26 protein-coding genes and 2 tRNA genes are annotated in these 24,693 nt (G+C 53.7%); all 28 read left to right on the forward strand.

The annotated features are described in order from the left end of the window. Window positions 1-32 precede the first annotated feature (32 nt). The 28 genes from rnmV to NWF35_RS06130 all read left to right on the forward strand — a co-directional run bounded on the left by rnmV (window position 33) and on the right by NWF35_RS06130 (window position 24,419). Complete coding sequence (gene rnmV / locus NWF35_RS05995) at window positions 33-626, forward strand: ribonuclease M5 (protein WP_301238181.1); 594 nt, start codon at window positions 33-35, stop codon at window positions 624-626. Continuing rightward, complete coding sequence (rsmA, locus tag NWF35_RS06000; RefSeq protein ID WP_301238182.1) at window positions 592-1,488, forward strand: 16S rRNA (adenine(1518)-N(6)/adenine(1519)-N(6))-dimethyltransferase RsmA; 897 nt, start codon at window positions 592-594, stop codon at window positions 1,486-1,488. Before rnmV ends, rsmA begins: the two co-directional genes overlap by 35 nt. 87 nt (window positions 1,489-1,575) lie before the next feature. Beyond that, window positions 1,576-2,049 carry a ribonuclease H-like YkuK family protein gene (locus NWF35_RS06005; RefSeq protein WP_301238183.1) on the forward strand — a complete coding sequence of 158 codons (474 nt, stop codon included), beginning with the start codon at window positions 1,576-1,578 and terminating at the stop codon, window positions 2,047-2,049. A gap of 149 nt (window positions 2,050-2,198) precedes the next feature. Further along, window positions 2,199-2,474 (forward strand): biofilm formation stimulator Veg, encoded by a 276-nt coding sequence (gene veg / locus NWF35_RS06010; RefSeq protein WP_205496816.1) that lies wholly within the window; start codon window positions 2,199-2,201, stop codon window positions 2,472-2,474. Window positions 2,475-2,579: 105 nt separating this feature from the next. Continuing rightward, window positions 2,580-2,753: a small, acid-soluble spore protein, alpha/beta type gene (locus tag NWF35_RS06015; protein WP_301238184.1), complete on the forward strand. Its 174-nt coding sequence runs from the start codon at window positions 2,580-2,582 to the stop codon at window positions 2,751-2,753. A gap of 184 nt (window positions 2,754-2,937) precedes the next feature. Continuing rightward, entirely contained in the window at window positions 2,938-3,831 is an 894-nt protein-coding gene (gene ispE / locus NWF35_RS06020) for a 4-(cytidine 5'-diphospho)-2-C-methyl-D-erythritol kinase (protein WP_301238185.1), read from the forward strand. A gap of 43 nt (window positions 3,832-3,874) precedes the next feature. After that, window positions 3,875-4,708 (forward strand): pur operon repressor, encoded by an 834-nt coding sequence (purR, locus tag NWF35_RS06025; protein WP_301238186.1) that lies wholly within the window; start codon window positions 3,875-3,877, stop codon window positions 4,706-4,708. Further along, the gene (locus tag NWF35_RS06030; protein WP_301238187.1) at window positions 4,705-5,079 is read left to right on the forward strand and encodes a RidA family protein; all 375 of its coding nucleotides are present in this window, start codon (window positions 4,705-4,707) and stop codon (window positions 5,077-5,079) included. Before purR ends, NWF35_RS06030 begins: the two co-directional genes overlap by 4 nt. Before the next feature lie 103 nt (window positions 5,080-5,182). Next, on the forward strand, window positions 5,183-5,476 hold the full coding sequence (gene spoVG, locus NWF35_RS06035) for a septation regulator SpoVG (RefSeq protein ID WP_205496806.1): 294 nt from the start codon (window positions 5,183-5,185) through the stop codon (window positions 5,474-5,476). Window positions 5,477-6,038: 562 nt separating this feature from the next. Further along, window positions 6,039-7,415: a bifunctional UDP-N-acetylglucosamine diphosphorylase/glucosamine-1-phosphate N-acetyltransferase GlmU gene (glmU, locus tag NWF35_RS06040; protein ID WP_301238188.1), complete on the forward strand. Its 1,377-nt coding sequence runs from the start codon at window positions 6,039-6,041 to the stop codon at window positions 7,413-7,415. A gap of 36 nt (window positions 7,416-7,451) precedes the next feature. Further along, window positions 7,452-8,402, forward strand: a complete 951-nt coding sequence (locus NWF35_RS06045) for a ribose-phosphate diphosphokinase (RefSeq protein ID WP_301238189.1) — start codon at window positions 7,452-7,454, stop codon at window positions 8,400-8,402. Between the two features lie 187 nt (window positions 8,403-8,589). Next, complete coding sequence (locus NWF35_RS06050) at window positions 8,590-9,204, forward strand: 50S ribosomal protein L25/general stress protein Ctc (RefSeq protein WP_301238190.1); 615 nt, start codon at window positions 8,590-8,592, stop codon at window positions 9,202-9,204. Window positions 9,205-9,318: 114 nt separating this feature from the next. Continuing rightward, the gene (gene pth / locus NWF35_RS06055) at window positions 9,319-9,882 is read left to right on the forward strand and encodes an aminoacyl-tRNA hydrolase (RefSeq protein WP_301238191.1); all 564 of its coding nucleotides are present in this window, start codon (window positions 9,319-9,321) and stop codon (window positions 9,880-9,882) included. A 67-nt stretch (window positions 9,883-9,949) separates the two neighbouring features. After that, window positions 9,950-10,180: an anti-sigma-F factor Fin gene (locus NWF35_RS06060; protein ID WP_301238192.1), complete on the forward strand. Its 231-nt coding sequence runs from the start codon at window positions 9,950-9,952 to the stop codon at window positions 10,178-10,180. 178 nt (window positions 10,181-10,358) lie between these two features. Further along, the gene (mfd, locus tag NWF35_RS06065; protein WP_301238193.1) at window positions 10,359-13,904 is read left to right on the forward strand and encodes a transcription-repair coupling factor; all 3,546 of its coding nucleotides are present in this window, start codon (window positions 10,359-10,361) and stop codon (window positions 13,902-13,904) included. Next, on the forward strand, window positions 13,888-14,940 hold the full coding sequence (locus tag NWF35_RS06070) for a peptidylprolyl isomerase (RefSeq protein WP_301238194.1): 1,053 nt from the start codon (window positions 13,888-13,890) through the stop codon (window positions 14,938-14,940). Before mfd ends, NWF35_RS06070 begins: the two co-directional genes overlap by 17 nt. A 558-nt stretch (window positions 14,941-15,498) precedes the next feature. Next, window positions 15,499-16,041, forward strand: coding sequence for a stage V sporulation protein T (gene spoVT, locus NWF35_RS06075; RefSeq protein ID WP_301238195.1), 543 nt, complete (start codon window positions 15,499-15,501; stop codon window positions 16,039-16,041). Between the two features lie 276 nt (window positions 16,042-16,317). Next, a complete protein-coding gene (locus NWF35_RS06080) occupies window positions 16,318-18,033 on the forward strand; it encodes a putative polysaccharide biosynthesis protein (protein ID WP_301238196.1) in 1,716 nt (571 codons plus the stop codon). Between the two features lie 13 nt (window positions 18,034-18,046). Continuing rightward, window positions 18,047-19,519: a bifunctional methyltransferase/pyrophosphohydrolase YabN gene (gene yabN / locus NWF35_RS06085; RefSeq protein ID WP_301238197.1), complete on the forward strand. Its 1,473-nt coding sequence runs from the start codon at window positions 18,047-18,049 to the stop codon at window positions 19,517-19,519. A 127-nt stretch (window positions 19,520-19,646) separates the two neighbouring features. Beyond that, complete coding sequence (locus NWF35_RS06090; RefSeq protein WP_301238198.1) at window positions 19,647-19,919, forward strand: HU family DNA-binding protein; 273 nt, start codon at window positions 19,647-19,649, stop codon at window positions 19,917-19,919. Between the two features lies 1 nt (window position 19,920). Next, complete coding sequence (locus tag NWF35_RS06095) at window positions 19,921-20,211, forward strand: RNA-binding S4 domain-containing protein (RefSeq protein WP_301238199.1); 291 nt, start codon at window positions 19,921-19,923, stop codon at window positions 20,209-20,211. A 316-nt stretch (window positions 20,212-20,527) separates the two neighbouring features. Further along, a complete protein-coding gene (gene yabP / locus NWF35_RS06100; RefSeq protein WP_301238200.1) occupies window positions 20,528-20,818 on the forward strand; it encodes a sporulation protein YabP in 291 nt (96 codons plus the stop codon). Then, entirely contained in the window at window positions 20,815-21,393 is a 579-nt protein-coding gene (gene yabQ, locus NWF35_RS06105) for a spore cortex biosynthesis protein YabQ (RefSeq protein WP_301238201.1), read from the forward strand. The genes yabP and yabQ overlap by 4 nt, the downstream gene beginning before the upstream one ends. Before the next feature lie 11 nt (window positions 21,394-21,404). Beyond that, window positions 21,405-21,779 carry an FtsB family cell division protein gene (locus NWF35_RS06110; protein ID WP_301238202.1) on the forward strand — a complete coding sequence of 125 codons (375 nt, stop codon included), beginning with the start codon at window positions 21,405-21,407 and terminating at the stop codon, window positions 21,777-21,779. 462 nt (window positions 21,780-22,241) lie between these two features. Further along, window positions 22,242-23,537: an exo-beta-N-acetylmuramidase NamZ family protein gene (locus tag NWF35_RS06115; RefSeq protein ID WP_301238203.1), complete on the forward strand. Its 1,296-nt coding sequence runs from the start codon at window positions 22,242-22,244 to the stop codon at window positions 23,535-23,537. Window positions 23,538-23,606: 69 nt separating this feature from the next. Beyond that, window positions 23,607-23,682, forward strand: a tRNA-Met gene (locus NWF35_RS06120). A gap of 39 nt (window positions 23,683-23,721) precedes the next feature. Continuing rightward, a tRNA-Met gene (locus NWF35_RS06125) sits at window positions 23,722-23,798 on the forward strand. Window positions 23,799-23,945: 147 nt separating this feature from the next. After that, entirely contained in the window at window positions 23,946-24,419 is a 474-nt protein-coding gene (locus NWF35_RS06130) for a ribonuclease FAU-1 family protein (RefSeq protein ID WP_301238204.1), read from the forward strand. The last annotated feature ends 274 nt before the right edge of the window (window positions 24,420-24,693 follow it).

The following is a 24,693-nucleotide window of genomic DNA, read 5'->3' on the forward strand; positions in this document are numbered from 1 at the left end:
ACCGGTTGTTATGGGAAAGAAGGTTACGTTGGGTGTTTACAGGCAAGTTGAAAGAAATCATCGTAGTGGAAGGTAAAAACGACACCGCGGCCGTGCGACGCGCCGTTTCAGCGGACACGCTGGAAACGGGCGGCGATGCAGTGGATGAAACGGTGTTGGCGGCGATCAAACAGGCCCAAGACAGGCGCGGTGTGATCATCATGACCGATCCGGATGGTGCGGGCGAACGCATTCGCCGAATCATCTCGCAAAGGGTGGAGGGTTGCAAGCACGCATTTCTGACACGGGAGGAAGCCACCGGCAAAGACGGCATCGGAGTGGAGCATGCCTCCCCTGAAGCGATCCGGCGAGCATTGTCCGAGGTGCGATGCGGAACGGAATCCGAAGGTAACGATGAGGTGACGTGGGGAGAATACCTGGATGCGGGATTGGCCGGCGGCGTCCGCGCTCGTCGCCTCAGGGAATTGATGGGTCGGTATTTGGGGATTGGCTATGCCAATGCCCGGCAATTTTTCCGCCGCATCCAAATGTTTCGCATCACCCGATCGGAGTTTCGGCAAGCGCTGATCCAAGCAGAGAAGGAGGAACAAGGTGGAACGACAACCCATCACCGCCCGAACCCGTGAATTATTGTCACGGCATCAAATTGCATTAAAAAAGAGCTTGGGGCAAAACTTTCTAACAGATGCCCATGTCATCGGGAAAATCATTCGTGCGGCGGAACTGGACGAAGAAACCGGCGTTATCGAAATTGGGCCGGGGATCGGCGCGTTGACCGAGCGACTGGCCGAATCCGCCGGCGGAGTGGTGGCGGTGGAGCTGGATGACCGCTTGGTTCCGATCCTTCGTGAACAATTTCTAGGACAAAGCCGGGTGTCCATCGTTCACGGCGATGCCATGAAGGTGGATTTCCGCAGGTTGATCGGAGAACATTTGAACGGGTTGACCAAATACGCCGTCGTAGCCAATCTGCCGTACTACATCACGTCTCCGATCCTGATGCGTTTATTGGAAGAGCGTTTGCCGCTCAGCCATATTGTGGTCATGATCCAGAAAGAAGTGGCAGAGCGGTTGCGTGCCAAACCGGGAACCAAGGATTATGGTTCTCTGACGGTTGCGGTTCAATACTTTGCGGAAGTCTCCTGGGTGGCAACCGTGCCACGGCATGTGTTTGTGCCGCGTCCCAATGTCGATTCGGCCGTCATTCGTCTTTCCGTTCGACCGGAACCGGCCGTGCAAGTCCGTGACGAAGCGCTGTTCTTCCGTGTGGTACGAGCAGCGTTCAATCAACGGAGAAAGACACTATCCAATGCACTTTCGACATTGTTGTCGGACGGGAAAAACAAAGAAGCACTCAATCGATGGTTGGAGGAAGCGGGGATTGACCCTCGTCGCAGGGGAGAAACCTTGAGTTTGGAGGAATTCGCTCGTTTGGCGGATGGTCTGGCTGCTCATGTGGGAACCAAACCGAATGGATCAGGTTGTTGACAAATGATCGTGAAGACTTTTCATGTTACTTTGTCAGCAGTCTCATTGACCCGGGCGTAAGCTCGGCGGTATATGGAGGAAAGGCCATTGGACTTCTACCATCCTCGAAAAGGGCGGTTTACCATCGAAGAAGTCATTGCCGATATGCGCCAGTACTTGGAAGCGGATCGCTCTGCCCGATACAAAGTTGTCATCGGAACCGATTCACAGACCAACCAACAGGAAACCTTGTTTGTCACAGCCATCATCGTGCAACGCGTCGGCAAGGGAGCCTTGTTTTACTATGCACGCAAGCGCTCCCGCCCGATTTTTGACTTGCGGTATCGGATCTACAAGGAGACGGAGTATAGCCTGGACTGCATGGAGCAGTTGAAACAGCACGGTTTGTTGGAAGTCTCGGCTGACATCCCAGTAGAGATTCACTTGGATGTGGGGAGACATGGGGAGACGCGGACGCTGATTCAGGAGGTCGTGGGCTGGGTGACGTCCGTCGGTTATACGGCCAAAATCAAACCGGATGCGTTTGCGGCCAGTGCGGTGGCGGACCGATTTACCAAATAAACCATTGGTTATAAATGGTTTTTTCCAGTTTTGAAAAAAAGTTTCGCAAAAGGCGTTGACAAAATCTTTGTCCCACTGCTATAATCGTGTGTTCGTTTGACAAATGAGGCCTCGCTTGCTATAATAAAGTCAAGTGAGGTGGTCGTCTCGTGGGCAAAAACGCGCTGACAGAAATCAAACAAACGCTGGATGGTTATATCGGACACCGCATTCGCCTCAAAGCGAACAGTGGTCGACGCAAAACCATCGAGCGTACTGGCGTGTTGGAGGAAACGTATCCCTCCGTTTTTATTGTGAAGTTGGACGAAGACCAACACGCTTTCAAACGCGTTTCGTACAGTTACGCGGACATCTTGACAGAATCGGTGGAGCTGACCGTCTATGAAGACGATCAGCAAGTTCGTGTCAAATACGTCAAAAGCTAATAGAACACGGTGACGTGTTCTATTTTATTTTTTCTTCGCAAAAAATCAAGCCCAATTGCAGATACTAAGCGAAGTCCGCGGCCAACGATCAAAGGGGGTATCTGCATGGCACGTAGAGGTAGCGTCATGTCGGAGGCCTTGAAGGTCGAAATCGCGAAAGAACTGGGCTTTTACGACGTGGTCCAGAAGGAAGGTTGGGGCGGGATCAAAGCTCGTGACGCAGGCAACATGGTGAAACGGGCGATTGAGATCGCGGAAGCGAGCTTGGCCAAAAAATAGCCGCGGATCAGGTTGGGGGACTTCTCCCCAACCTTTTTCGTCTCGCGTGGGATTTTCCGCACTGGTTACCTACACTTTCTCGAAACGTGATACAATAAGAACACTTGCGGAGAATGCGGGCGTGAGCGAGTGACACTTTCGGTACGGCGGGTCCAAAGTGGCGGCAAGAGGGGAGGTAGGGTAGATGGAAGTGTCGGAAAAGGCACCGGCGAAAATCAATTTGACTTTGGACGCCTTACATAAACGAGAAGATGGGTATCATGAATTGGAAATGATCATGACCACGATCGATCTGTCCGATCGCATTGAGTTGGCGGACATTTATGGTGACGACATCGTGTTGGAGAATTCCTCCGGCCTCATTCCGCAGGACGAACGCAATTTGGCTTATCGGGCGGCCGATTTGCTCCGTCAACGAATGGGCATTACTCGTGGCGTTAAAATCACGATTCACAAACGGATTCCGGTGGCCGCCGGATTGGCGGGCGGTAGTAGTGATGCAGCTGCTACATTGCGCGGTCTCAACCGATTGTGGCAGTTGGGATTGTCACTGGAGGAACTGGCCGAGATGGGAGCGGAGATCGGATCGGATGTCCCGTTTTGTGTTTGGTCCGGAACGGCGTTGGCCAAAGGCCGGGGGGAAATCCTGACACCTGTGGCACCGCCGCCCCCTTGTTGGGTTGTGTTGGCCAAGCCCCGGCACGGGGTTTCTACGGCCGAAGTGTTTCAAGCTCTGCGCGTGGATCAGATCGATCGCAGGCCGAATACGGAGGCGATGATTCGGGCGTTGGAACAGGGAGATTATCGGGGCATCTGTCGGCATTTGGGTAACGTATTGGAAGAAGTGACGATGCAGATGTATCCTGAAGTGCGGCGACTCAAAGAGAAGATGCAGCAGTTCGGTGCCGACGGTGTGTTGATGTCCGGGAGCGGTCCCACCGTGTTTGGGCTGGTCGATCGCGAATCACGGGCGCGTCGCATTGTCAACGGTTTGCGGGGATTTTGCCGTCAAGTATATGCTGTCCGTATGTTGGGATCAAACCAACCTCTATTGCTTGATAAAACCCGAACAATATGATATATTCCATAAGGATATATTCGGTTTTCATGGGGGTTAGGGAATGAACAAATGGAAGCGGAGCGCACGCATCGTCGACATGACGCGTCGGCTCATTCAGCATCCGCATCGTCTCATCCCGCTCAGCACGTTTGCTGAGCGGTACGATACAGCGAAATCGTCCATCAGCGAGGATCTGACCATCATCCATGAGGTGCTGAGCACGACGGGGCAAGGCGGTTTGGAGACATTGGCCGGGGCGGCAGGCGGCGTCCGCTATATCCCGGGGATGGACATGGAAACAGCGGAGGAAGTGATGCGGTCACTCTGCCGTGAGTTGTCTAATCCTGACCGTATCTTGCCGGGTGGCTTTTTGTACATGTCCGATCTGTTGGGGCAACCGGCCCTCCTGCGCGATATTGGACAGATTTGGGCATCCGTGTTTGCCAAGGAACAGGTGAATGCTGTCGTCACGGTGGAAACGAAGGGGATTCCCCTGGCTTTGGCGGCCGCCACGCATCTGGGTGTACCGGTGGCGATCGTGCGTCAAGGAAACCGGGTAACGGAAGGCTCGGTGGTGACAGTCAATACGGTGTCTGGCTCCAGCAGGCGCATTCGCACCCTTTCTTTGTCGCGCCGCTCGTTGAAGGAAGGATCACGCGTATTGATCATCGACGATTTCATGAAAGCGGGTGGCACCATTCGCGGGATGATCGATTTGCTTTCCGAGTTTCAGGCGGATGTGATCGGTGCCGGTGTACTGGTGGAATCTGCTGCCCAAGAGCGTCTGGTGGAGAATGTGGTGTCGCTGGCCAAAATTAAGTCGATTGATGAAAAACAACGGACGGTGGATGTCCAGTTGGGCAACCTGTTTGAGAAAGGGTGGGGGATCGAATGAAGCGAATCCAAACTTCTGCGGCTCCGCAAGCGATCGGGCCGTATTCGCAAGCGATTCAGGCTGGGAACATGGTGTATACGTCGGGTCAGATTCCGCTGACACCGGAAGGCAAACTGGTCGAAGGTGGCATCGTGGAGCAAACCCATCAGGTGATGAAGAACCTGCAGGCCGTGCTGAAAGCTGCCGGAACCGATCTGAACAAAGTGGTAAAGACAACGATCTTTTTGGCTGATATGGAAGATTTTCAACAAGTGAATGAAGTCTATGCGCAGTATTTCGAGGAACCACACCCGGCTCGCTCATGCGTGCAGGCAGCGCGTCTCCCCAAAGATGTACGGGTGGAGATTGAGGCAGTGGCAATTGTCGATTGAATTCAACAAAAAATCCATTTTCTTTGTGTGAAATTGAAGGATTTTCATCACCCGTGAAGAATAGGTGAGTGGACATCTTTCTGGAAATGGGTGGTGAATCCGATTGGAAATTACAAACGTACGTCTACGCCGTGTCAACCGTGAAGGACGCATGCGCGCGATCGCTTCCATAACGATTGACGGAGAATTTGTCGTCCATGACATCCGCGTCATTGACGGAAACAACGGCATGTTTGTGGCGATGCCCAGCAAGCGTACGCCGGACGGCGAGTTCCGCGACATTGCCCACCCCATTTCACCCTCGACACGGGAAAAAATCGAAGCCGCCGTACTCGCGGAATATGAACGCGCCGGCGAATTGGAAATGAAAGCAGACGTTTATCCTTTAGACGCCTGAATCAAAGTCCGTTGTCACCCTTACATATAGGGAGATGCTCGTCCATATCATATTGGATGTGGCAGTGGCGGACTTTGATGGAGGTAACGCAGGCAGAGACATGGAGTGGAAACGGTTTCTTGTTCACGAAATTCACCCAAGCTAAACGGACTTCGATCCTGACGTCCGCGGTCACTGTCTCTGGCAAATTGATCGTGAGGTAACATTTACCAGGGGGGTGGCTGACCAAGCCCTACCGAGCTTCGTTTCGGATAGCACAGGGATTCATTCGCGGGCCATTTTTTCTAAGCGAAGCGTGCTTTGCCCGCGTCCAGTGCTCCCCGGTTCGGAGCGGTCAAGACTGCTGGCTTCCTTGCAGGGCGCATGTGGAGAGATCCGGGATAGCGAGCGGACAGACAGATCAGATTCCTCAGCCCCATAGTTCATCCCGCGCCATGCGGGATGATTTTTTATCGTCGTCGAATTGGCAAACTCTTCACCCCTCAGCCTTGTTGCATTCCCGTGTGCTTTGGGATATAGTCAGAATGGAGTTTTTGTAGGAAAAAACGGGGGTGCGACCCACATGAGTGATCTTTTTGCCATCGTTCTGGCCGCTGGACAGGGAACGCGGATGAAATCGCGCAAGCACAAGGTTTTGCACCCGGTATGCGGCAAAGCGATCATCGATCATATTTTGGATCAATTGGAGCGTCTGGGAACAGCTCAAACCATCGTGGTGGTTGGGCATCACGCCGAATCAGTGCAAGCCCATGTCGGTGATCGCGCCACCTTCGTATTGCAGGAAGAGCAATTGGGAACGGCGCATGCAGTACGTCAGGCGGAAGAGATCTTGGCGGACAAGGAAGGTACGACGCTCGTACTTAACGGTGACCACCCGCTCTTCACGGTGGACACGTTGGAGCGACTGGTTCGCAGCCATCGGGAACGACAATCGGCTGCGACCGTGTTGACAGCCGAACTGGCCGATCCGACGGGGTACGGACGTATAGTTCGTGGCGAAGACGGCCGCGTGGTTCGGATCGTGGAGCATAAGGATGCCACTGAGGAAGAACGGCGTATTCGTGAGGTCAATACCGGCACGTTCTGCTTCGACAATCGCCTGCTGTTCGAATCGCTAAAAGAAGTGAACAACGACAACCAGCAAGGCGAATACTATCTGCCCGATGTGATCACCATTTTACAGAAAAAAGGGAAGCATATCGGAGCGGAAACCATCGACGACCCGGATGAAGCCCATGGGGTGAACAACCGGGTACAGTTGGCGGAAGCGGAAGCGATTATGCGACGCCGGCTGTTGAAGGCGCATATGATGAATGGGGTCACTGTGATCGATCCGGCCAACACGTACATCGAAGCAGATGTACAAATCGGAGCCGACACTGTGATTCATCCCGGTTCGCATCTGCGAGCTGGCACGGTGATCGGGGAAGGATGCGTCATCGGCCCGCAGGCCGATCTGACCAACGTCGTCGTCGGGGACGGTGCACACATTCAATATTCAGTACTGAAGGACGCCCGGGTCGACGAAGGAGCCACCGTCGGTCCGTTCGCCTATATAAGACCCGGTTCCCATCTCGAATCGTTCACGAAAGTCGGGTGTTTCGTCGACATCAAGAATGCTCGACTCGGGAAGGGATCGAAGGTATCGCACCTGGGCTATGTTGGTGACGCCGATGTGGGCGAGGGCGTCAACATCGGTTGCGGTGCGGTGACCGTCAACTATGACGGTGTGAACAAACACAAAACCATTATCGAGAATGGTGCGTTCATCGGCTGCAATGTTAACTTGGTCGCTCCGGTGACCGTAGGCAAAGGGGCATACGTGGCTGCCGGTTCGACCATCACGAACGACGTGCCGGGCGATGCCTTGGCCATTGCACGCGAACGGCAGACTAACAAGCCGGAATATGCGAAAAAACTAAAAGCCAAAGGCAAGTAACCAGGCCTACCATCTAAAGTGGAGGATCGTTCACCCATGTCTCAACTTCGTCAAACACGTCTGCAATTGTTTACCTGTAATTCCAACCCCGGTTTAGCCCGGGAAATCGCCGATCACATAGGCGTACCGCTGGGGGACGCCGAAGTGGGCAAATTCAGTGACGGAGAGATTCACGTCAAACTGGACGAGAGCGTTCGCGGGTCGGATGTCTATGTCATCCAATCCACCTGTCACCCGGTCAACCAGCATTTGATGGAACTGCTGGTGATGGTGGACGCGCTCAAACGAGCATCTGCACGTACCATCAACGTTGTGATCCCATACTACGGATATGCGCGTCAGGATCGGAAAACGCGGGCACGTGATCCGATCACGGCCAAGCTGGTCGCCAACCTGATTGAGACGGCGGGCGCGGACCGGGTGATCACCATGGATCTGCATGCCAACCAGATCCAGGGCTTTTTTGACATTCCAGTGGACCATTTGTTGGGTGTGCCCATTTTGGCCGACTACTTCATCAAAAAGCAATTGGATGACGTCGTGGTTGTCTCCCCCGATCACGGTGGTGTGATCCGGGCGCGGAAACTGGCCGAGCGATTGGAAGCGCCAATCGCCATCATCGACAAACGGCGTCCAGAACCCAATGTCGCCGAAGTGATGAACATCGTCGGGGATGTAAGGGGCAAAAATGCAATCATCATCGATGATATCATCGACACTGCCGGGACGATCACGCTGGCTGCCAATGCTTTGCTGGAGCAAGGAGCCAAAGAAGTCTACGCCTGCTGCACGCACCCGGTCTTTTCCGGTCCGGCGATTGATCGGATTCAGCAGGCTAATATAAAGGAAATGGTCGTCACCAACACCATTCCTTTGCCGGAGGAAAAACAGCTGGACAAAATCAAGGTGTTGTCTGTGGCATCCCTGATCGGGGAAGCGATTATCCGTGTGCACGAGGAGTTGTCTGTCAGCAAATTGTTTGACTGACGAGCCACATGATTCACCTGTGTTTGTCATCAGGCAAGTGAGTCCTGCTGTGGGCCTCAGACGGGAAGACCGATTCTGGAACGCTTGGAACGAGTTTTCGGTGTGTTGCTGTCAGTTGCATGTTTAAATCCCCCGTTATCCGGTTAAATGATGATTATGTAAGATTTTTTTCGACGGAGGGATGAAAATGGCACTGACGATTCAAGCACAACGCCGAGAAGCACGTCCGAAAGCGCTGAAAACGAAGTTGCGTAAGCAAGGTCGCGTACCGGGGGTATTCTACGGAAAAGGAAAAGACCCTCAACTGCTGCATGTGGACGAATTGCAATTGGCGCGCTGCTTGCAACAAGGTGCCGCGACCTCTGTGATTCAACTTCAATTGGATAATCAAACTTACCCGGTCATCATACGCGAATGGCAACGGGATGAGTTGAAAAATAAATTGTTGCACGTGGACTTCTATGCCGTGGAAATGGACGAGCCGATCGACACGGAAGTGCCTCTGGTGCTCAAAGGGGAGCCGAAAGGGGTGAAGGAAGGCGGGGTGTTGCAACATCAGTTGCATGAGGTGGAAATCCGCGCCTTGCCTGATAGGATTCCCGAAGTTTTGACCTTGGACGTCAGCGGACTGGAGATCGGTGATACTGTCACCCTGCAAGCCGTCAAATTGCCGGACGGTGTGAAACTGATGTCTGACCCGGATGAGGTCGTGGCCGCCGTGACCCGACCGCAAGTGGCGGGTACAGACGAAGGAGAAAGCGAAGCGGAGACGACTACGGAAACAGAAACTGTCAACGGTTAATAAAATGGGTGTGACCACACCGCGTGCATGTGCCGGAATGAAAACGACAGGCGCAGCCTGAGGGTTGCGCCTGTCTCATTGATGGAGGATCTGACGAAAAGGCAGGGATGGTTTGTGAAGTTGATTGTCGGTTTGGGGAATCCCGGCCCCCGTTACGAGAATACGAGACACAACGTCGGATTTTGGGTGATTGACCGGCTGAGTGAGCAATGGGGGATTCCGGTCAACAAGGAGAAATGGAAAGGGTTGAGCGGTACAGGACGGGTGGGGACGGAAACCGTCACATTGCTTAAGCCGATGACATTCATGAACCTGTCCGGGGAGTCGGTGCGCCCGGCGATGGATTGGCTGAAATGCACCGTGGACGACGTGCTGATTATTTACGATGATCTGGATTTGCCGCTTGGTCATCTCCGCCTCCGTCTCAAGGGCAGTTCCGGAGGGCACAACGGAGTGAAGTCCGTCATTCAGCACCTGGGAACGCAATCTATCAAGCGGATCAAGATCGGGATCGGCCGTCCGGTGACACCGCAACCGATTCCTGATTACGTGTTGTCTCCGTTTGCCCCTGATGAACAGGACGCCATCGTATCAGCCGTACACCGTGCGGCGGATGCTGTGATGCGTTGGGTGGAGACGGATTCCTTCCTGATTGCGATGAACGAATTCAATCAGTGATCCACTTATGAATCCCTCCCGATCCGGCGATACTATACCAGAATATCTTCGGATCAGGAGGAATATGATGGGAATCAGATATGTTTGCAGAATTTGCGATCAGACGCTCGGTCAACTGTCAACAGAAAATATTACAGAATGGCAGTTAGGGTTTCATTGGTTGACCCCCGAGGAACGGAAGGATATAATATCTGATGATATGGATGGCGGCACCCTGGTGAAGGTAGTCTGTGAAACATGCCAGGAGATGCTGAACCGTTCACCGGAACTGTCTCTATTGCCCCGGCCATTGCAGTGAGAAGTTTCATTTGTCGGCTTGGAACGTCAGCGCATCTGGAAAATAATGGTTTTGGCGCGGGGGGAGAACGGTGCCAAATCAGCCGGATAGAAAGGAACGAACGGCCTTGGCTGCCCCAGCTAAGGCTTCTTTTGTATTGGCGTAAAAAAGGCGGTCGCAGAGAGGAGGCCGAGACGACGTGAAGCCCTTGATACAGCTGTTTCGGGAGGATAAGGATTTTCAGTCCACAGTGGAAGGACTGAGAATGGGGCTGTCCGAGCAGATGGTCGCGGGACTGACGGGAACCGCGCGGATGTTGTATGTGGCTTCCCTATACCGTGATATCGGACGGCCGGTGATGCTGGTCACGCACAACTTGAACCAAGCGCAAAAAGCGGCGGAAGATTTGTACGAACTGTTGCCGAAGGAAGAAGTGATGTTGTATCCGGCCAATGAATTGGTCACGACGGAAATCGCGCTCGCCGGACACGAGACGCTCGGGGAACGGGTAGATGTGTTGTCCCGTCTCTCGCGCGGATTTACCGGCGTTTTTGTCGTGCCGTTCGCTGGACTGCGCAAGTTGTTTCCGCCCCAAACCACGGTAAAAGCCAATCACATCCGATTGAAAGTGGGAGAGGAACGGCCGATGGACCCGTTGGTCGACCGACTGGTGAAGATCGGTTACGAACGGGTGGAAATGGTGGAGAAACCCGGTGAATTCAGTGTTCGTGGCGGCATTTTGGATGTGTATCCGGTTACATTCCAGGACCCTGTCCGCATGGAGTGGTTTGGAGACGAACTGGATTCGATCCGACCGTTTTCCGCAACGGATCAACGCTCCTACGACAAATGGGAAGAGGTATTGATCCCGCCTGCCCGCGAATTGTTCGCCGATGCCGAAAGACTGTATCAGGCGGGTGAAAAAGCGGCGGGATTATTGGAGGAGCGTCTTTCTACTATCAAGGACCCCTCGCTCAAAAAGAAACTCACTGAAGGGATCGGCTGGGAAATCGAACAGCTGAAATCGGGACAATGGTTTACCGGCATCTATAAATATATCACCCTCATCTATCCGGATTGTCAGAGTTTACTGGACTACATGCCCACAGACACTGTGCTGGTGTTGGACGAACCGGCCCGGATCACGGAGACCGCTCGTCAGATGGAGCGGGAAGAAGGGGAATGGCAGACCGCACTGTTGCAGCAGGGAGAGTTTCTGCCTCAGCTAAAAATTTCCCACTCTTACGAGGAATGCCTGTTTCGCGTGAAACATCCGCGGATCGCGCTGTCGTTGTTTATGCGGCAGGTGTCGGGATTCCAACCGCAAAACATCGTACAGTTCATCTGTCGGAGCATGCAACAGTTCCACGGACAGATGCATGTGCTCAAAACGGAGTGGGAGCGTTGGCAAAAGGCGAAGTTCCGCGTCATTTTCACGGCAAGCAGTGAGGAGCGGGCAGAACGATTGAAGCGGGTGCTGGCCGATTACGGGATGGAGTTGGAGCATGACAACGGAGATGCCCCTCCGTTTGCTGGTCGACCCGTCGTTCGTGTCACCTCTTTGCAAAACGGATTTGAGCTGAGTGCGATCAAGCTGGCGGTGGTGACCGAAGGCGAGGTTTTTACCCAGAAACAGCGTAGGATGCGCCGCCCCTCCAAAATGAGCCACGCTGAAAAGATCAAGGATTACCAAGAGCTCCAACCCGGCGATTACGTGGTTCACGTCAACCACGGCATCGGGCGGTATGCAGGGATCGAGACGCTCAACGTGGGCGGGATGCACAAGGATTATCTCTTGATCCAATACGCCGGCAACGACAAACTGTACGTACCGATCGATCAGATCGATCAGGTACAGAAATATGTCGGCGCAGAGGAAAAAACGCCCAAGGTGTACAGTTTGGGTGGCAGCGAGTGGAGCAAGGTCAAAAATAAAGTACGCTCGTCCGTACAAGATATTGCTCAAGATTTAATCAAACTGTATGCCAAACGGCAAGCGGCCAAGGGCTTCGCCTTTTCCCCGGACACTCCCTATCAGCGGGAATTCGATGCGATGTTCCCGTATGAGGAGACACCCGATCAAGAGCGGTCGATCCGCGAGATCAAGGCAGATATGGAGAAACCCCAGCCGATGGACCGACTGCTGTGCGGCGATGTGGGTTACGGGAAGACGGAAGTGGCCATTCGTGCTGCGTTCAAAGCGACGATGGACGGCAAACAGGTGGCGGTTCTGGTGCCCACCACCATATTGGCGCAACAGCACTATGAGACGTTCCGGGAGCGCTTTGCCGGCTACCCGGTGGAAATCCGCGTCCTGAGCCGGTTTCGCTCGCGAAAGGAGCAAAAGGAGACGATCGAGGGCGTCAAGAACGGCACGGTTGACATCGTGATCGGTACGCACCGGTTGTTGTCCAAGGACGTGCAGTTCAAGGATCTGGGACTTTTGATCATCGACGAGGAACAGCGGTTCGGCGTCAAACACAAAGAGCGGATCAAACAGATGAAGCACAACATCGACGTGCTCACGCTGACGGCCACCCCGATTCCGCGCACCCTGCACATGGCAATGATGGGGGTACGCGATTTGTCCGTCATTGAAACGCCGCCTGAAAACCGTTTCCCCGTGCAGACGTATGTGCTCGAGTATTCCGCCGCATTGGTGCGGGAAGCGATCGAGCGGGAGCTGGCGCGTGACGGGCAGGTGTACTTCCTCTACAACCAAGTGCAGGGAATCGAGCAAATGGCGGAACAAATCCGGTCATTGGTGCCGGAAGCACGTGTGGCCGTCGCACACGGGCAGATGCCCGAAACCGAACTGGAGCGTGTCATGCTGGATTTCCTGGACGGAGAATACGACGTGCTCGTCAGCACCACGATCATCGAGACAGGAGTGGACATCCCCAACGTCAACACGCTGATCATCTACGATGCGGACAAGATGGGCTTGTCGCAGCTGTACCAGTTGCGCGGTCGTGTCGGTCGGTCCAACCGGATCGCCTATGCCTATTTCACTTATCAGCGGGATAAGGTGCTGACTGAGACAGCGGAAAAGCGACTGCAAGCGATCAAGGAGTTTACCGAACTGGGTTCTGGTTTCAAAATCGCCATGCGGGATTTGGCGATCCGCGGCGCGGGGAATCTTCTGGGAGCCGAACAGCACGGGCATATCGCCAGTGTCGGATTTGAATTGTATTCTCAGATGCTAAAAGAAGCGATCGCCGAATTGCAAGGCACGGAACAGCAGGAACAGCCGCTGGAGCCGCAAATCGAACTGAATGCCGACGCCTATCTGCCTTCGGATTACATTCCGGACGAGAAACAAAAGATCGAGCTGTATAAAAAGATCCGCGCCATACACACGTTGGAAGAAGCACGCGATCTCGAAGAAGAGATCGAAGACAGGTTCGGGGATTTGCCTCAACCGGTGCAAACCCTGTTGCGCATTGCCCGGATACGGGCTTACGCGTTGAAATACGGGATCGAGGAGATTCAACAGAAGGGTCAGGAAATCACCATCCGTTTGCATCCGGATCAAAACCAGGTAGTGGATGGGCAACGCCTGTTCCGGCTGGCGCAGGAGTTTCCGGGACGCGTCCGCCTGTCATCCGGCCAGCGAATCGGCATCATCTTCAAGACCGCAGGCCTGTCTCCGGCTGACGCGCTGGAAATGGTTGAGCGTTTTCTGATAAAATATGAAGCGGTTCCCAAAACGAAAGGAGCAATTCAAAATGCGGCGAATGAATAAAGGCCTTGCGGCCTTGTTGGCGCTTCTACTGATGGTGTCGATCTTTGCCACGGCATGTGGAGCTGATAAAGACCAAACGACCTCCGGACAAAAACAAAATCCGGTCGGACAAGCCGCCTTCCCGCTGAAGACGGACAGCAAAAAGGTGATCGCGGAATACAACGGCGGTAAAGTGACCGAGGGTGAATTTAACCTGTATCTGAACATTCTCGGCTTTTTTCAGCCGCAAGTCTCGATGATGATCCAAATGCCCGGCATGAAGCAGGAAATCGCCAAGCAATACATTGGGGAAATGATGGTTGCCCGTCAAGTGGGGGACAGTGCGGAGTTCCAGAAAAAAGCGGATGAAACAATGAAAAAGTTGGAGGAACAGGCCAAACAATCCTTGGGCAATCCCAAGGAATCCTTCGATCAGATTTTGCGGAAAGCGGGGATTACCAAGCCCCAGCTAAAAGACTTCATCATTCGCGGTGAAAAGGTGTCCGCCTACTTTGAGAAGCAAATCAAACCCGAGCAGTTGAAAGCCGAATACGACAAATCGGATCAGTTTTACACCGTCAAGGCCAATCACATATTGATCTCCGTTCAAGACGGCAAGCGATCTGATGCCGATGCCAAGAAACGAGCGCTGGAAGTTAAGCAGAAATTGGAGAAGGGCGGGGATTTCGCCCAGTTGGCGAAGCAGTACTCGGATGATCCCGGCTCCAAAAATACGGGAGGCCTTATCGAAGGTAAACCTGGGGATTTCGCCCCGGAATTCGCCAATGCGGTGAAAACTCTGCCGTTAAATAAAATCAGCGACCCGGTCAAAACGATGTACGGTTATCACATCATCAAAGTGACGGAGCGGAAAAAGCAACCGTTTGACCAGGTCAAAGACGAAGTGAAACAAATGCTGCTCGAAAAGATCTACAAGGAGTACCTGGCTAAAAACGTGAAGGTGTCCAAGTGGAACCTGCCGAAAGAACCGCAACCGCCCCTTCCGGGATCGGGAATGACCGGTGGACAAGGACAACCCGCTGCTCCCAGCCAATGAGGAGCGCAGGCTGTCGCCTGGAGTTGCTGGTTTCTATGATGGTATTTGAAAACAGGAAAATGTAATGAGCTGACTTGCTCTCAAAGGGAGCCCGCAGGACTTTGTTAACAACCTGCGGGCTTTTTTGTTGCCATGGAACCACCCACCGATGATAGGAGAGTCCCGAATGTCCCATCTCCTGACTCTAGGGCGTTTCTGGCCTTTCCCTAAGGGCAATGTTTTCTCAAGTAAGCGACTGACTAAGCCCTACTGAGATTCGATTCGGAAAGCGCGGGAATCCATGCGCAGGCAGCCTGTAAGCGAAGCGAACCGACCCATCAGATACAACCTTGGCCACTTTGTCAGTCGTTTAACCCGGCGTGAGAGCTGGGCTATTTTACGATTGAAAAAGTCGAATGATTCCTAACCGTATTGGAAAATCCCTCCTGTTTTGTTTCGAAGGGGCCTATCCGCATAATTAATTGGAAGCAGATGAATACTATGGGCGGATAGGACGTATCAGACAACAACAAGGCCTGATCAGGAAAAATCATCGACGAAAGTGAGGCATCACATAAGATGAAAGCAACCGGCATCGTCCGGCGTATCGACGATTTGGGACGTGTAGTCATTCCGAAGGAAATTCGCCGGACGCTTCGTATTCGGGAAGGGGATCCGTTGGAAATCTTTGTGGATCGTGACGGAGAAGTGATCTTGAAAAAATATTCTCCCATCGGTGAGTTGGGGGATTTTGCTCAAGAGTATGCGGAATCCTTGTTTGAAAATCTTCAACATATCGCGTTGATCTGTGATCGGGACAGCGTCATTGCCGTTGCCGGCGGTCCCAAAAAAGAGTATCTGGAAAAACCGGTGGGTAGCCTGGTGGAATCCTGCATGGATCAACGACGCACCCTTTTGGAAGCCAATCCCACTCGGGCGGAACTGATCCGTGACATGCCAGAACAATATCAATCGTTCGTGGTGGCACCGATCATCGCAGGTGGAGACCCGATCGGCGCCGTGATTCTCTTGACCAAAAAAGAAGGCGTGCATATGGGAGAACTGGAAGTGAAGCTGGCGGGGACAGCCGCAGGATTTTTGGGAAAACAGATGGAGCAGTGACTCATGGGAACGGTTATGCGGAGGATCGACAATCTGAGCGGGCTACAGCCTGCTTTTTCTTTGCCAGGGGACGATTTGATCAAGTTATGCTGATCTGATGAGGGCGGATCTGATTCATATCGTTCGTATCGCATTTTCGATCGGTCGGGCCAAGGTCTTGTCGCCCACCTGGGAAAACATTGCCCCATGATGGAATGACCATACACGACGTAAAAGAAATTGCCCGGGATCCCAAACTAATCCGGTTCTCCGTTCGGTAGTCAGGTGGTTGGTTTCATGCTACAATATCAAAGATCCGATCGGACTGCTGACAATCCCGTTGTCGGCAGTTTCGTTTTGTTGGGTACCTGGAGGCGGACGGGAAAGGAGATCATCATGTCGCGGGGTTATTCCTTCGTCCGAGGGGCGGCCATTCTTAGTGCCGCCGCGTTTGTGTCCAAGCTGCTGGGGGCATTGTACAAAGTGCCCTACCAAAACATCACGGGCAATGAGGGGCTGTTTGTTTACCAGCAGGTATATCCGTTGTACAGTACCTTGTTGTTGCTTGCCACCGCCGGATTCCCCACGGCGATATCCAAGATGGTATCAGAACGTCTGGCTGAAGGGGATCGTGATGCAGCCGGACGGATTTTCCGTGTGGCAACGGTCATCCTAAGTATGACTGGACTGTGTTTGTTTATCCTGCTGTTTGCCGGGGCAGAGATGATCGCCACGTGGATGGGAAGTCAACGACTGCTCACGCTCCCGATTCGGACTGTGTCGTTTGCTTTGCTGGTCGTACCGGTTGTATCTGTCATCCGCGGCTATTTTCAAGGACATCAGGACATGATGCCTACGGCGGTTTCCCAAGTGATGGAGCAGTTGGTCCGCGTCGCCACCATTCTGATTGCCGCTTGGTGGTTTATGTCCACTGGCGCGGGTGTCGTGATGGCGGGTGCTGGGGCGATGTTCGGGGCGTTTACGGGTGCGGCGGCTGCATTGGTGTTTCTGCTGATTACATGGAATCGACATCTTCGTGCGCAAGCCGTACGCCGAGGTACCGCTCGTGGTCAACGAGAGAGTGAATGGCAAATTGCACGTCAACTGTTGGTATTGTCATTGCCGATCTGTTTGGGATCCCTGGTATTGCCGTTGTTGTCTCTGACGGATTCCTTTACTGTCACCAACATTTTGTTGCAACAGGGGTGGCAACCGACAGAAGCTGTTGCGGCTAAGGGCATTTTTGATCGTGGACAACCATTGATTCAGTTTGCTTCCTTTTTTGCCGGCGCATTGTCCTTGTCACTGGTGCCAGCCATCGCCTCCGCGCGTGCTCACCGGGATGAGAATGAAGTACTTCGGCTCACCCATATGGCTCTGCGGCTGACGATGATGTTGGGTTTGCCTGCATCCGTCGGGTTGGCGATCGTTGCTGGGCCGACCAATGTGATGTTGTATGAAGATGCGGCGGGGACGGTCGCACTGTCCATTCTGGCTTTTGCCGCTTTGTTTTCCATGGTGAAAATGACGGCGGCCGGCGTGTTGCAGGGATTGGGCAACGTATATGTGCCCGCACGCAATTTGTTGATTGGTGTGGCGGTGAAGGTAGCGGCCAACTTGCTATTGATTCCTGTCTGGGATATTCGGGGCGCTGCTTTGGCCACAGTGTTGGGTTACGGCGTGGCAGCCCAGTTGAACCTGCGAACGCTGAGACGGATGGGATACGGATGGAGATGGCGGGATGCATTACTCCCCTTTGCTGGATCGACGGCCATGATGAGTTTGGCGGTGTGGTCCGCGATGTGGGGACTGGAGTGGTTGTTGGCGGGTTGGTTGCCGGAACGTCTGATGATGACGGTCGTTGCGCTGGTGTCGGTGTCAGTCGGTGTGGCCGTGTACGGATTTGCCTTGATCCGCTTCGGTGCTGTAAGCAGGGCGGATCTCGAAAATATGCCGAAGATCGGTCCCAAACTGATTCCGCTAGTGGAGCGGTGGCGCCGGTCTGACGGGTAAAGGGGGAGTTCCATTGCAAGGAACCATCACTATCGTTGGTTTGGGTTTCGGTGATATATCCGCTTTGCCGATGGGGACGTTGGAGACGTTGGAGCGTGCGGATGCATTGTGGCTCCGAACAGAAGATCATCCGGTAGTCGATTGGTTGAGAGAACGTGGGCTCGGTTTCGCTACTTTCGATTCCGTCTATGAAGCACATGCCGATTTTGAATCGGTCTATCGGGAAATCGTCGATCGGTTGCTGGCCGAGGCCAAAGCGGGCCGTCCGGTTGTGTATGCGGTGCCGGGACACCCGATGGTGGCGGAACGGACGGTGCGTCTGTTACGGGAGGAAGGCAATCGACACGGTATCCAGGTGGATGTACGCGGGGGCGGTAGTTTTCTCGACGCGGCGTTTGCTCGGTTGGGTATTGATCCGATTGACGGTTTCCTCCTTCTGGACGGGACCGATCTGTCCGCCGATCGCCTCGATCCGCGGGTGCACCAGCTGATCGCGCAGGTATACGATCGGATGGTCGCTTCCGACATCAAGCTGACGTTGATGGAAGTCTACCCGGACGACTTTCCGGTCACTGTGGCGAGCGCACTGGGAGTTGAGGAGAGGGAGCGGATCGAAACGGTTCCGCTGTATCAGTTGGACCACGAGGAACGGTTCGACAACCTTACCCTGTTGTACATTCCACCCACGGATGAGGAACGGGTGCTCAACCGCCGTTTCGACACCTTGACCGGTATCATCGAACGCTTGCGCGGCCCGGGGGGATGTCCGTGGGACCGCAAACAGACACATCAAAGTCTACGCAAATATTTACTGGAAGAAGCGTATGAGTTTTTGGACGCATTGGCGGAGGGGAACCCTGACGAGATGGCGGACGAACTGGGGGATGTGCTGTTGCAGGTCGTCCTTCACGCTCAGATTGCACGTGAGGAAGGAACATTTGATATCCGGGACGTGATAGGGAATCTCTCAGAGAAGCTGATCCGTCGCCATCCGCATGTATTCGGAAACGGATCGGCTGAAACGGCTGAGGACGTCAAGCGGAAATGGGACGAAATCAAGCAGCTGGAGCGGGCGGATCAACCCGAACCTCGCTCCCTGCTGGACGGTGTTTCTTCACAATTCCCCGCGCTCCTTCGTTCGATGGAATTGCAGAAACGGGCGGCCAAGGTGGGCTTTGATTGGGAAACATCCGAAGACGTTCGCGACAAGGTGATGGAAGAGCTGGACGAACTGTTCCGGGCGGAAGATCCCGCTCACCGGGAAGAAGAACTTGGAGATCTGCTGTTTGTCGTCTCGGCACTGGCGCGCTTTTTCGATGTGGACCCTGAACAGGCGCTGCTCGGGGCATGCCACAAGTTTATAAAACGTTTTCAGTGGGTAGAAAAACGGGCAAGAGAGGACGGGCGACCGCTGTCCGAGATTCCGATGGCACAACTGGACGCTTGGTGGGAGGAAGCCAAAGAGAACATGCGTGATGAACAATGATCCGCCGGAGTACGTTTGCGCGAAACTGTCGGTAAAATAGATGGATTTTTCCAATTCTGGGGCAGGATTTTGTTTCTTCACACAGAATGGTAAACCAGTGAGTACCGACAAAAGGAGGTAGCGTGGAGTGAACAAGCAGGATTTGATCGCCCGCATCGCCCAAAACAGCGGGATGACCAAAAAAGACGTCGAAGCGGTCATCAACCATTTTTTAAATGAAATTACGCAAGCGCTCAGCGAAGGTGAGAAGGTCCAACTGATCGGCTTCGGGACATTTGAAACGCGCACACGTTCCGGCCGAGTGGGACGGAATCCGCAGACGGGGGCGACGATCGAAATTCCGGAATCCCAAGTGCCTGCCTTCCGTGCGGGCAGCCGGCTGAAAGAAGCCGTGAAGTAAGATGCGGTTGGACAAGTTCCTCAAGGTGTCCCGTTTGGTGAAGCGGCGGACGTTGGCCAAAGAAGTGTGCGACCAAGGCCGCGTACAGGTCAACGGCCGCCCCGCCAAAGCGGGCACCAACGTCTCCGTCGGCGACCAACTCACCATTCGCTTCGGCAAGAAACTGCTCACAGTTCGCGTTGACTCCATTGCGGAAACCTCCCGGAAATCGGAAGCAAGCCAGATGTACACGATCGTATCAGAGGAAACACTGTCGGAATCGTCTTCAGGCGAGACGGAAGAGGTGTCTTAAGGCGCGTCTGGTAATTCGGTAAGGGGCCTAATGTTTTTCCAGGTGAGCGACAGAACGAAGTCATTCGATAAGCACAGGAACCTCATTACGGGAAATTCCCTCTAAGCGAAGGTACTTTGCCCGCGTTCAGCGGTCGGAGCGGCCATGATTTGCTTCCTTGCAGAGGCAAGAAGGCGGTCTCCATTGCGGGCGATCTTGAATCCCAGCCATTCTCAGGAGCGGAGGGAACGAGGCACCCCCAAATCAAGAGGAAGAATCACCTTGGTTCTAACGTCTGGACGTCGTCCATATCATGTACCGAGAGGAGGTACATGCCATGGTCGACGAATTGTATACAAGCACCCGTCACGAAGTGGTGCTGAGCGGGAGAAACACTTTGGACGTGTCGGGTGTGGTCAGTTTGGAAAGTTTTGACAGCGAGGAATTCCTGTTAAATACCGAGTGCGGCTACTTGGGCATCCGCGGACAAAACCTGCACATCAAAAGCTTGGACTTGGAACAGGGTAAAGTGTCGATCGAAGGCAGCTTTTACGAAATGAGCTACTTGGATGACGGTACTTCTCGCATGGAAAGAACGAAAGGGTTGCTGGGCAGGTTGTTCCGGTGAGTCTCGAAGCGCAATGGCTGACGATGGGCTGGATGACCGCTTCCGGGATCATCCTCGGTGTCTTGTTGGACATCTATCGAGTGATGAAAGGTCGGTTCCGGTTCAGAGGATGGGTGGTCTCGCTCATCGACCTGTTATATTGGACAGTGGCCGCAGGATTGGTATTCGGCTTGCTGATGTGGAGCAATTGGGGTGTGCTCCGCTTTTATGTCTTCCTCGCTGTCGTACTCGGGATTGCGTTCTACTATTTCTGGATGAGCCGGACGATGATCCGGCTGATCTCCTGGATGATCCGCTTGGCGGAGTGGATGATCCGCATGGTGTTCCGCACGTTGTATGTCACCTTCTGGGTGCCGCTCACATACGCATGGACGGCCTTGGGCTTCATAGGGGCTGGAACGATTCGTTTACTCCTCGTCCTACTACGGGTCATCCGGCGAATCACGATCGCCGATGTCTGGCTGATCCGTCCTTGGATTCGGTATGTCCGGCCCCGTATCATTCCCTGTCTGCATTGGGTCCGTTCGGCATGGCACCGGATAACTCGCCTGTTTTCCAGAAACAGAGAGAAATGAGGATGATGCTCATGATCCGAAAACCTGCCGCAAACAATGTTGTGACGTTTCGACCGCAGCGAACGGCGCAGGCTTCATCGGCCGATCGCCTTGACCACCGGCCGATTTCCACGAAAGCGCGACGGCGTCGATTGGTGTGGCTGGCGATCATGTGCGCTTTTCTCGTCTGGTTTCTCGTCGAACTGATCATCCAGACGGGGAGAATTTCGGAGGCCGAAGCCGCATTGGCACAGAAGCGTGCACAAATCTCCGAACTACAAGCGCGCCAGAAACAACTGCGGGAGCAAATCCAGCGGATGCAGACGGATACGTACATGGATGAGATGGCCAGAAAATTGGGCTATACCAAAGATGATCAAGAGGAATTCTATCTCATACCAAAATGAGCGAAGGCAATCCCGTCCCGTCAGATCTGGTATTGGAATCTTATCCACAAAAGGGTGTGTATGGTAAATCTGTGAGGGTAGCAAATGCTTTCCCAGGCGAGCGAAGACTTGCTCTTAAGAAAACGGTCGCATTCTTTTATAGGACAAAGTCGGAAATCGGAGCCCGCATGCACTTTGTCATCAAACGGAGGGAACCCAGATTCCCCGGGTAAATGGGATTTACCTCAAAATGGGGTTGCAGAGGCTTCACCATCCGTCCCGCCACCAACTGGGGCGGGTTTTTTTATGGAGTGGATCGGGGAGAATGAATAAGGAGTGAACCGTCCTTCTACACCGATCATAGACCGGTTTTGGCTGTATAGGCAGGATTCCCCAGATGGAACGGAGAAATGTTTCGGGGAATCGCCGGACGGAATAAGCTAAAACCACACCGCCGTCTGGATCGAAAGGGGGAGCCGTGGGATGCACGTCAGACGTTGGCTGGGCATGGTCATGATCGGTTTGCTTTCATTGGGTATGATGGGCTCTGAAGTGGCCGACGGGGCAGAACCCTTGACCGATCATCACCACGGTCAAGTGAAAACGGGGTTGGAAATATTGTTGGAACACCCGGAATCCCTCGCCGGGAAACGCGTCGGGCTGATCACCAACCCGACGGGAATGACCAGAGATTACCAACACGGATTGGATGCCATGTTGGCCAAGGGGATTCATGTTGTGAAGGTGTATGGACCGGAGCACGGCGTCCGCGGGACGGAGCAGGCAGGTGATACACCGGGGTCCTATGTGGACCCGCGTACTGGATTGCCGTTCGTTAATCTGTACGGTAAGAAGCCTGATGAGATGGTGCCGTTGTTTGATGGTGTCGATGTGCTGGTGTTTGATATACAGGATGTAGGAACCCGCTTTTACACCTATATCTACACGATGGCATATGCCATGGAGGCGGCGGCCAAGGCTGATATCCCGTTTATTGTGCTGGACCGTCCCAATCCGATCGGCGGGGAAAAGGTGGAAGGACCGGTGTTGGATCCCGCGTACCGCTCCTTTGTCGGGTTGTTTCCGATTCCGCTCCGTCACGGGATGACGGTGGGGGAATTAGCCCAGTTGTTCAATGGGGAATTCCTGCCTGAGGAAACGGGAGGAAAACGTGCCCGATTAACAGTGGTTCGGATGAAAGGATGGACGCGCAATCAATGGTATGATCAGACGGGGATGCCTTGGGTTCCGCCGTCACCCAACATGCCGACACTGGATACGGCTACGGTGTATCCGGGCATGGGATTGATCGAAGGAACCAATCTGTCGGAGGGCCGGGGTACGACTCGTCCGTTCGAGTTGATCGGCGCACCATATATCGAAGGATGGAAATTGGCGGAGGCACTGAATCGGGCAAAGTTACCGGGGGTGTCGTTCAGGGAAGCGTATTTCACTCCCACGTTTTCCAAATATACAGGGAAGACGGTCGGGGGCGTGCAGGTATATGTGGAGGATCGCCAATCGTTTGACCCAGTGCTGACCGGATTGACCATCATCCAAACAGTGAAGCAACTATATCCCGACCAGTTTGCTTGGCGGGAAACCGAGGAGCCGTACTGGATTGACAAACTGACGGGGACGGATCGGGTTCGCAAGCAGATCGACGCGGGCGTTCCCGCTAAAGAAATCGCCGCCCAGTGGAATGAGGGACTGGAATCCTTCCGACATATACGGAGTAAGTATTTACTGTATCCGCCATATGATCCAAAAATTGACTGAAGAAATACCGGGATTTCATGCTTGACAAGGTTGCGAGCGGTTTATATAATAGAAGCTGTTCGCAACCGACGCGGGGTGGAGCAGTTGGTAGCTCGTCGGGCTCATAACCCGAAGGTCGCAGGTTCGAGTCCTGCCCCCGCAACCAAACATATCCCGGTAAGGGGGATCCTCTTACTGATCATGTGGCGGCGTAGCTCAGTTGGCTAGAGCGTACGGTTCATACCCGTGAGGTCGGGGGTTCGAGGCCCTCCGCCGCTACCAAATGTGGAGAGGGGAAGGCGAGGGAACGGCCCTTCATCGATAAGGGCGCCATTCGCCTTTTTTTATTTATCCAGAAAGCCGGTCCGTTTCGAAGCGTGTCCGCCGGGAATCCGGGGCCGTCAAACAGCGGCTGGTGGGAGTGGTATTGTGAATGTCTCTATCAAGAAAATTAAATTCACCACAATCAACAAAACCTATACGGAAAAGGTTAGGGACTGGCGGGGACGTCACTGTTTTGCGACCCAATATCCTAACCCCGACGGCAAACGGATATTTTTGACGTACTATTTTGTCCGCAAGGGGTACACCATCTCCAAGGTGTTTCACCGTAACGGGGAATTCATGTACTATTACTGTGACGTGATGGATATGCGGCAGGTTGGACGCACGCGGTACGTCATGGTCGACCTGTTGTTGGACATGATCGTTTATCCTGACGGTCGCTACCATGTGATCGATATTGACGAATTTGCAACGGCGATCGAAAAAGGACAGCTGAAACGACGCCAGCAAGTGCATGCGCTGCGTACCTTGGATAAGATGATCCGTCTGCAGACCCAACGGAAGTTTATTCCGCCGTACCTGGCTGAAGCCACAATGTTCCCCTTGGAAGAAGGATAAGCCCATCGCTTCTGCTCGACAACACCGGTCCCGCAGCCGCTTCGGTTTTGGTATGAAATGAGAAGTTTTGTCAAAGTCACGACATTCGACCACTATATCGACAAGGTGATACATAAAAATACCGCCCTCCGCCGACAAATGGCGGGGGATTGTTTTTTCACAGGAAAAAAAGAATCGGCGTTTTCAACCACAGCTATGGGCAACATACCGTTTTCAAATGTTGTCGTAACATTTTTTTGGACAACCTTCGCATTGTGACAAACTTTCCCATCCA

Source organism: Polycladomyces subterraneus (assembly GCF_030433435.1).
Classification (GTDB): domain Bacteria; phylum Bacillota; class Bacilli; order Thermoactinomycetales; family JIR-001; genus Polycladomyces; species Polycladomyces subterraneus.